This is a genomic window from Okeania sp. SIO2C2 (genome assembly GCF_010692625.1).
Classification (GTDB): Bacteria; Cyanobacteriota; Cyanobacteriia; order Cyanobacteriales; family Microcoleaceae; genus Okeania; species Okeania hirsuta.
The window spans coordinates 40,034-48,783 of sequence record NZ_JAAHGM010000055.1; the positions used below are offsets into that span (position 1 = coordinate 40,034).

Annotated in this window: 9 protein-coding genes; 6 read left to right on the forward strand and 3 right to left on the reverse strand. The window is 34.6% G+C overall.

Annotated elements, in window-relative coordinates; translation table 11 throughout:
- Positions 1 to 55: 55 nt before the first annotated feature.
- On the reverse strand, positions 56 to 652 hold the full coding sequence (gene recR / locus F6K18_RS28520; RefSeq protein WP_287525843.1) for a recombination mediator RecR: 597 nt from the start codon (positions 650 to 652) through the stop codon (positions 56 to 58).
- A gap of 411 nt (positions 653 to 1,063) precedes the next feature.
- On the opposite strand from recR, the gene F6K18_RS28525 reads away from it, so the two are divergent.
- The 5 genes from F6K18_RS28525 (at position 1,064) to F6K18_RS28545 (ending at position 4,959) form a co-directional block, all read left to right on the forward strand.
- On the forward strand, positions 1,064 to 1,471 hold the full coding sequence (locus tag F6K18_RS28525; protein ID WP_287525832.1) for a hypothetical protein: 408 nt from the start codon (positions 1,064 to 1,066) through the stop codon (positions 1,469 to 1,471).
- Between the two features lie 128 nt (positions 1,472 to 1,599).
- Complete coding sequence (locus tag F6K18_RS28530) at positions 1,600 to 2,727, forward strand: glutathionylspermidine synthase family protein (protein WP_287525833.1); 1,128 nt, start codon at positions 1,600 to 1,602, stop codon at positions 2,725 to 2,727.
- Positions 2,728 to 3,067: 340 nt separating this feature from the next.
- Entirely contained in the window at positions 3,068 to 3,478 is a 411-nt protein-coding gene (locus F6K18_RS28535) for a hypothetical protein (protein WP_287525835.1), read from the forward strand.
- A 695-nt stretch (positions 3,479 to 4,173) separates the two neighbouring features.
- The gene (locus F6K18_RS28540) at positions 4,174 to 4,578 is read left to right on the forward strand and encodes a hypothetical protein (protein ID WP_287525837.1); all 405 of its coding nucleotides are present in this window, start codon (positions 4,174 to 4,176) and stop codon (positions 4,576 to 4,578) included.
- Positions 4,579 to 4,773: 195 nt separating this feature from the next.
- The gene (locus F6K18_RS28545; RefSeq protein WP_287525839.1) at positions 4,774 to 4,959 is read left to right on the forward strand and encodes a hypothetical protein; all 186 of its coding nucleotides are present in this window, start codon (positions 4,774 to 4,776) and stop codon (positions 4,957 to 4,959) included.
- A 337-nt stretch (positions 4,960 to 5,296) separates the two neighbouring features.
- Here the strand turns inward: F6K18_RS28545 and F6K18_RS28550 are convergent, their stop codons facing one another.
- Both F6K18_RS28550 and F6K18_RS28555 read right to left on the reverse strand, forming a co-directional pair.
- Positions 5,297 to 6,718, reverse strand: coding sequence for a mercuric reductase (locus F6K18_RS28550; protein ID WP_287525840.1), 1,422 nt, complete (start codon positions 6,716 to 6,718; stop codon positions 5,297 to 5,299).
- Between the two features lie 1,167 nt (positions 6,719 to 7,885).
- Positions 7,886 to 8,368, reverse strand: a complete 483-nt coding sequence (locus F6K18_RS28555; RefSeq protein WP_287276875.1) for an ABA4-like family protein — start codon at positions 8,366 to 8,368, stop codon at positions 7,886 to 7,888.
- A gap of 32 nt (positions 8,369 to 8,400) precedes the next feature.
- On the opposite strand from F6K18_RS28555, the gene F6K18_RS28560 reads away from it, so the two are divergent.
- A partial coding sequence (locus F6K18_RS28560; RefSeq protein WP_287525841.1) for a serpin family protein occupies positions 8,401 to 8,750 on the forward strand: 350 nt, incomplete at its 3' end.

Genomic DNA, 8,750 nt, shown 5'->3' on the forward strand with positions numbered 1-8,750 from the left:
CATCTTTTTGCTCGTAACCTATAACTTCTAACTTTTGACTTTTGACTTTTGACTTTTAACTTTCTAATTCTCGCCTTCCCTCCAACGCACGCGCCAAAGTCACCTGGTCAGCATATTCTAAATCTCCTCCCATAGGCAAACCAAAAGCAATGCGCGTCACTTTTGTAAAAGGTCTCAACAACTGACCGACATATAAAGTAGTAGTCTCTCCTTCCACACTCGGACTAATAGCAATAATTACTTCCTGAATATTTCCCTGACTAACTCGCCGCACCAAAGCTTGAATAGTCAACTGTTCTGGACCAATACCATCCATCGGCGAAATGACCCCCCCCAGGACATGATATTCACCTTTATATTCTCGTGTTTTCTCCAAAGCAATAAGGTCGCGGGAGTCAGAGACCACACAAATAACTTCCTTGTCTCGCTGAGGGTTACGACAAATTTCACAAATAGGTTCAGCAGATAAATGGAAACATTTCTCACATAAACCCACTTTTTTCCTCGCATCAACCAATGCTTGAGCTAAAGCTTGAATTTCCGCTTCCGGGCGCTTAATAATATGTAGTGCCAGACGTTGTGCCGTTTTGGGGCCAACTCCAGGCAACATTTGTAATTGTTCAATTAATCTGGCTAAAGGTCGGGTATAAATTTTGGATGGCCTCCGATTCAGTTATCAGTTATCAATTATCAGTACCAAACACTGTTTGCGCAGCATGACCTAGGAAAGTATCCAGCTTGAGACCTTATTTTTTAGTCACAACCTGCTATTTGATTGTAGCGATAAATAGTTTTACTCTCAGAAAAAATAAATACTATCAATTCCTACTTTCTAACTTCTGACTTCTGACTTTTGACTTCTGACTTCATTAAGATTGTAGCGATAAATAGTTTTACTCTCAGAAAAAATAAATATTATCAATTCTGACTTTCTAACTTCTGACTTCTGACTTTTGACTTCTGACTTCGTTAAGGCGATCGCTTATGTAAACCAAATTTACAAATTGAAGGATTTTTCAAATTGAGCAGCTATGGTGGAAATAGCAGTAATCATTCTAAGTCCATGACTGAGACAAGAAAAATTAAGAGAACTATTGTTATTTCCTTAGTATTAATCTCTTCAATTTCCCTAACAGCTTGCACATCTCATAAGCATCGGGAAATCTATAAAAGTCTCGAAGACTGTCGTCGAGAATGGGGAGGAGTTGAAAAATGCGAACTGATAACCGATGGCAGTTATCCACCTGGGTATTATTATGGTCCCTACTACTATCGGTCTAGGTCTAGTGGTAGATATTTTTATCGAAACAGCAGTGGTAGCTATCAACCAGTTCCCAATAATGCAGGTATTCTCAAAAGTCCTTCGGGAAGGTCTACAACTTCTGTTGGTACGGTCAATAGAGGTGGTTTTGGTAGTAGAGGTGGCAGAGGTAGTAGTAGTTTTGGAGGTAGAGGTGGTGGCAAAGGTTAATATAGCGGAAGGAAGAAGGAAGAAGGAAAAACTTTGCGTTGTCTGAGTTTTAGGCTTTTGATATGTCCGCCCTCTTTGCTTTAACTCCTATAAAATTCTAAATTAAAATTTAAAAAATAAAGTAACAAATGAAACGGATAAATATTGAACCTCGCGCCAACTGGCAGCAGAAATGTGAAGCGGTTGGCTTTCATTTTTATAATATGTACGGAGAACCATATTGGGATGAGACTGCTTGTTACTATTTCACTACTTCAGAAATAAATGAACTGGAAGTAGCAACTCAAACTCTACAAGAATTATATATTGAAGCGGCAGAGCGCATTATCCACGAAAACCGTTTTTCTCAATTATCTGTTCCGGAACAGTTTGCGGAATTATGTCGCCAATCTTGGGAAAGGGATGACCCCAGTCTTTATGGTCGTTTTGACTTTGCTTATGATGGTGTTAACCCCCCGAAGTTATTGGAATACAATGCTGATACGCCAACTGCGCTTTTGGAAACTGCGGTAGTGCAGTGGACTTGGTTGGAGGAAATGTTTCCTGAAGCAGATCAATTTAATTCTGTACATGAAAAGTTATTGGCAGCTTTTGTGGAAATGAATGGTTTAGGAGGGGAGACTTTATATTTCAGTTGTGAAAGAGAGACTTTGGAAGATTTGGGAACTGTTGAATATTTGCGAGATTTGGCAATTCAAGCAGGATTAAATACTCAACATATATATATAGATGATATTGGTTGGAGTGAAGATTTAGAAGTTTTTTGCGATTTGAATAATCAAATTATTCGTCATTTATTCAAGTTGTATCCTTGGGAATGGATGATGCGGGAAAAGTTCGGAAAGTATCTATTATTAGAACCGATGAATTTAATCGAACCTGCTTGGAAATTAATTTGGAGTAATAAAGCTATTCTGCCTATTCTTTGGGAATTTTTTCCAGACCATCCTAATTTATTGCCTGCCTATTTTGACTCGGTCAAATTATCTCATCCCTATCTGAGTAAACCAGTTTTTTCTAGAGAAGGTGGAAATATTACTGTTTATTTTGGAGAGAGAGAATATCAAACGGAAGGAATATATGAAGATGAACCTTTAATTTATCAATCCTATTATCAATTGCCGAATTTTGATGGTTATTATCCAGTGATTGGTGCTTGGGTTATTGGTGGAGAAGCGGCTGGTATTTGTGTTAGGGAAGATAGGGAAATTGTGACTCAAGATTTGAGTAGATTTGTGCCTCATTATTTTAGTTAGATAGATAACATTCTTAATTATCAGGAAATTTATATAGGATTATATTTAAACAATTAATAATTAATAATTAATAATTAATAATTACCTCTCCTTGAAAACAAGAGAATTGACTCAAAGGAAATTTTTTTCTCTCTTGGTCGATTGGATATGGTTAGGAAACCCATCCATCCCTCGACCGCTTGTTTATCCTTTAAAAGAGAGGCGTTAAACCTTAATTATTCGGTAATTTACTTAGAGAGTATTTGGATTGTGTAATGATGGAGGAGTTGCCAACAATAGAGTATCTCGTATATAATCCACTATATTGTACATAAATTGTTGTAAATACAGAATTAACTATATGATAGAAGTACCTAGTTGGATCGTTCCAATAGTACTAAAAATAGTGAATCCTATCTATGAAGGAGCATTAAAAGAATGTGGAAAAGATTTAAAACAATATATACAAAGTAAATTTGGATCAAGATTTAAGCTGCAACAAGTAGATGAAGAACCTGAAATTATTATTGACGCATATAGAGAAGATCAAAACTTTCAAGAAAAATGCCAAACATTACTTGAAGAATGTAAAGGGAACCCAAATTTGCAAGAAGAGTTTCAAAGAGTGGTTGAAGAATATCAGCAACGACAAAATATTAATAAAGTTTCCAATAATAGTTCTAATTCAAATGTAGGGAGCATCAATGTATCTAATAACCAAGGTAACCTCAATGCAGGTCAGCAAAATGTAGAAAAGCTATTTTTTCGATAATAGTAACAATAATTATAGTTATTATTACAATTATTGTTACTATTACTCTGCTCTTAAAGATCGGGATTTAGAGAAAAAACCGTTTCATATTTTAATATTTCTAGTAATACTGCTACCATTCTGGTGTCTTGCCAATCGTGTTGTTCGGTTTTTTGGCTACACCTTTCCATGTAAAGAAGTTAGGCAGTTAATATTTTGTTATTCTAAGGGAGAATTATCAGCAAAGGTTAATAGCTTACAATACCAACTTCAGGAATCAGAAAAAATTGCTGTAAAAGGAAAAAGAGGAAAAGGAGAACTAAAGCAGGCGAGCTTCTTTATACTGGTTATATATAGAACTAATAGATAGACTTGGTAAAAACAACATAAATAGTATTAAAAGAGTCAGTGAAACTTTAGAAGCTTTAGAACAACAAAGAAGTTCTGTATTAAATGAATTAAAACCTTTAAGACCAAAAATATGCGATTATTGGGATAATTTTCAACAATTTTTCCAATTTATAAGTCAAACTGAAGAGAAAAAAGACTATATCAGATTAGAGAAGAGTCTGAATACGATAGTTAATAACTTCCTAACTTCTGCTGCTTACAAAACAGAGAAAAAAATAATTTTAGGCATAATAGATGAGGAAATAAAAAATAATGTAAAAAATATAAGTCGTTCTAAACTAAGAATGATTTACAAAATACAAAAGTTGATTATAGCTTCTTTCCAAAATAGCGATCGGGAAATTTTAGGAGATAAAATAAGTATTAAAGATGACAAGAATCAATTTTATAATCTAGGTGTCGAGAACGATAAAAAATTACAGTCAATGCTAGAAATGCGAGAGCAACAAATACAAATGTTACGTCAAAATAATTATGCTAAATTATCAAAGATACAAAAAGGAAAATATATTGGAGATATCAAGAAAAAACTAAGCTATCATTACAGCGATAAATGTGAACATTGGAAAGCATTAATGTTTGATTTTCATTTCAATAAAAAAGTTTCCAATGAAATTATTTTACAAAAAAATCCTAGTTACTTTGATGAATTAGGCATAAAAGAATGTAGAGATTGTCAGAACTATAAAGAGAGGGAAAGGAATTTTTAACATTAAAGCAATCCCACTTTACAAGCTCTAAATTATGAGTAGTGAGATAGTCTTTAGATACTAAATATAAGTTACATTTCAATCTAATACTAAACAGATTAATAATCATCTTTGTATAATTGTCTATTCGAGCAATAATGATTAAAAAGTTGTTTGCCTCAATGCTCAAATATGAAGTATATCCCGTTTGTTTTAATGAATCTTTCCCAGAGATTTTATGGAATTTTGAAGTCTTTGCAACGTAAATTAGGATTAGAAACGGCAGAAATTGATGATAGTTCAGAAAGTTTAATTCGAGAACATGGTATATTTATATTTCTCTTTATAATTTTATTTTTGTTCGTAGCGTATCAAAGTTGGACGAGTAATAAAGATAAGTAATTTTGATTAGATATGAAATAATTTCCTGAAATTTCTATAGAGTTAAAGTTTCCAGCTTATAAAATATTAACTTTTAACTTTTGACTTTTAACTTCCGAATAATTTTTTATTCCTATCTACCATTAAGCGAGCAGGACTACCAAAAAATTATTATTTGCCCACTCTATGAATTTACTTATAAGTTATAAGGTGCGTTGCAACGCACCCTAGAATTGCTTTTAAATTTACTGAAAAATTCAGGTATAAAGCCTCTCCATTAATTAAGAAGAGGTAATTCTCAATTCTCAATTCTCAATTCTCAATTCTCAATTATTGAACCTCTTCCTTCTTCCTTCCTTTAAAAAGACCTTCTCCAATTAAAGAACTTCTCTAAGAAATTCTGCTGCCATAAATTCTTGGCATATTTCTGCTTTTTCAACAATAAACCAGCTTTACTATTTACCTCAGATAAAGTCGGATAAATATGAATCCCAGTCAAAGCAGAAACAGGCAACTTATTCGACATTGCCAAAACAATTTCATGGATTAATTCACCAGCAGAAATACCAACTAAATGAGCCCCTAAAATTTCCCCATTTCCTCTAGTAATAATCTTACCAAATCCAGTTGTGGCTGCCTCAGCTTGAGCGCGGTCTACACCAGAAAAAGGCTGCTTCAATACACAAACATCATCTCCAAAACGTTCCCTCGCCTGCTGTTCTGTTAACCCTACCCTTGCTAATTCTGGGTCAGTAAAAGTTGCCCAAGGAATAACCCGATAATCAGCCTTACTTATAGGAAAAAATAACGCATTTGTTAAAGCTACAACTGCTTCATAACCAGCTACATGAGTAAACTGATAACCACCAATCACATCACCACAAGCATAAATTTTAGAATTAGTAGTTTGCAACTTTTCATTAACAATAATTCCCTGCTTTCCTACCTCCACACCAGCAGCATCTAAATTCAAAGATTCTACATTTGGCAACCTACCACCAGCAACTAAAATTTCATCAACTATAATATTTTTTCCACCTGCCGTAACTACTTTTTTCCCATCCACAACCTCTACTTTTTCCGCCCTAGTTTCCTTCAAAATATTAATACCTTCGGACTCAAATTGTTCCTGTACAACTAGAGCAGCTTCCGGTTCTTCCTTCGGTAAAATATGACTTCTACTAGAGATAATAGTTACCTCACTACCAAGGCGAGAAAAAGCTTGACCCAACTCACAACCAATAGGACCAGCGCCAATTATTGCCAAAGAATTTGGTCTTTCTTTTAGAGAAAATACCTTTTCATTTGTTAGGAAACCAGCAGAATTTAACCCATCCACAGATGGAATTGCAGGTCGAGAACCCGTAGCAATAACAAAAGCTCTAGCAGTTAATTTTTTACCATCAACTTCAAAAGTTTTGCGGTCTATAAACTTACCCTCTCCAAAGATAACTTCAACACCCAAACCTCTAAATCTTTCTGGCGAGTCGTGGGGTTGAATATTAGCTATTACTTGTTGAACATGACCAGTTGCTTTAGCAAATTCAATCTCTGGAGGTTGAGTATAAATGCCAAACCTAGAAGCATTTTTCACTTGATAAGCAACACGAGAAGCATGAATTAAAGACTTACTAGGAACACAACCAAACCACAAACAATCACCACCAAGACGGTCACGTTCTACTAATGCTACCTTAGCTTTAAGTTGAGCAGCAGCAGAAGCTACAACTAAACCCCCCGAACCACCGCCAATAATCACAATATCATATTCAACTGTCATAATTTTACCTCTATAAAAATGGGAAATTAAAAGAAGGAAGAAGGAAGAAGGAAGAAGGAAGAAGGAAGAAGAAGGAAGGGAAAATTGCTGATGGATAGTCAACTATCGGCCACTTCGTGTTTGATCGCCCTAAACAGAAGAAGGCAGAAGGCAGAAGGAAAAATTGCTTACTACTAAAAGTAGATTAATAAATAGCTTTAATATCAAAAAAATACGATATTTAATAGTATTAATTAGTGGGGAATATCCCAGAAAAGCAACTCCGCATCTTCAAACCTTCCCCCCCCCACTATTCCCAGTATTCAAGAACTCAGAAATTACCGAATAATTAATAATTAAATAATTAAATAATTAAACAATTCAGCTTTATTAGCCTCCCCTTGAAAGGGGAAAAAAATAAATTTTTTCCTTATTGGTCAATCTTCTCCCTAAAAGCTATCCTTTATAAGGAACTTCTGAAACCCTTGTAGGAGGGTGGGGAGAGGGGGAGGAGGGGGAGGAGGGGGAAGAGGGAGGAGTAAGAATTTTGTCTACATCCCTCACTAAGCGTGTATTTTTCAATACAATTTTCTCCCGAAAAAGTCGCTTCCATACCTATACATAACTTGTCTGTTTTGTCAAGTTTTATGTTAAGAAAGATGTTTATAAAGCATAGCCCTAAAAGGGAGAGGTAATTATCCATTATCCATTAATGAACTACCACTTCAAATCTCAAATCCAATAATTATTTAGTAAGTATTCCGCAGGAAATGCTTACATTATTTATTTAACTCTCAAAATATTAGTCAGGTATGAGAAACTACTGAAGATTAATTAAGAATCTATAAAATTAACAAACTATTAGACTTCTCGAGAAAAGAGAGAGTAGGGAGTAGGGAGAAATAATTGATAATTTCTGTACGACAATTTATTTTATTTTTGATTATTAGAGATATCTATTAAATACACCCCCTGAATTTTACTGAATAATTAAGGTTTAAAGCCTCTCCTTTCAAGGAGAAACAAGCGGTCGTTAGCGCAGCTTCCCGTAGGGTGGGATGGCGTTAGCGGAGCGGGTCTGTAAGAACGGGTCTCCTCGCCATATCCAATCGACCAAGAGAGAAAAAATTTTCATTATTAGTCAATCCTATCCGTTTTCAAGGAGAGGTAATAATTAATTATTAATTATTAATTATTAATTGTTGAAACTTGTTCTACAGTGGGTGTTGTAGTTGTATCCTCTGTAAAATTACCGAAGAATTTCTGACTAATCCAATAGGTTAAAATATGAGATAATAAGCCAAAAGGTCCGGCAAATAAACAAAGAATTATTGAGTGGATAGTCCAAACACCAGTACGTTGTCCTTCCCAATAAATCCAACGACCGACAAATAAATCCATGACCAGAAAATGAATCCATCCTGTTGCTGCAGCAGACTCTTCTCCAAAGAATTTAGCAATATCTGGCAAAGTAGGGTTGGATAAAGCAGCAGCAGATTCAGGGGTAATACTACTAATAAGTAGGTAAAGATAAAGGACGGCTAATAATACAAACGGAATAAAAGATTCCATGATTTTGCGAGTAACTTTCCAGTTAGGCAAAAATATTATTAATGTCCAAAATGGTAATACAAATAAGTTAGCACCGTTGAAAATTAGATCGATTGTCATTGTTAGTTATTGACTCCAGTAGGGGTAAGAAAATGTTGAAAGAACTTTTAAATAAATGTTATGCCATTTCGGCAAAAATGTCTCTAGGGACGATGGCTATAATTATCATTATTAGTATCTATAATTTGCCTGGAGTTGCAATAAAGTTAAGGAATCGGGAATTTCATACTGATAATCAGACAAATTCCCGACAGAATATATTCGCTAAAATAGAAGATATGGACATCAGTATGAAATTAGTTTCCGCTAATAATAGATTTGCCTTTCAACTATTTTCAGAAATTCAAAAATCACAATCAAATAAAAATATTTTTATCTCTCCGAGCAGTATAGCGATCGCTCTATCAATGACCTACAACGGTGCCGAAGGAAAAACCAGAGA

Bases quoted from the DNA above. Each gene is read 5' to 3' on its own strand.
- F6K18_RS28555 (WP_287276875.1), bottom strand. From the start codon at position 8,368: ATGACAATCGATCTAATTTTCAACGGTGCTAACTTATTTGTATTACCA.
- F6K18_RS28535 (WP_287525835.1), top strand. From the start codon at position 3,068: ATGATAGAAGTACCTAGTTGGATCGTTCCAATAGTACTAAAAATAGTG.
- F6K18_RS28545 (WP_287525839.1), top strand. From the start codon at position 4,774: ATGAATCTTTCCCAGAGATTTTATGGAATTTTGAAGTCTTTGCAACGT.
- F6K18_RS28550 (WP_287525840.1), bottom strand. From the start codon at position 6,718: ATGACAGTTGAATATGATATTGTGATTATTGGCGGTGGTTCGGGGGGT.
- F6K18_RS28525 (WP_287525832.1), top strand. From the start codon at position 1,064: ATGACTGAGACAAGAAAAATTAAGAGAACTATTGTTATTTCCTTAGTA.
- F6K18_RS28530 (WP_287525833.1), top strand. From the start codon at position 1,600: ATGAAACGGATAAATATTGAACCTCGCGCCAACTGGCAGCAGAAATGT.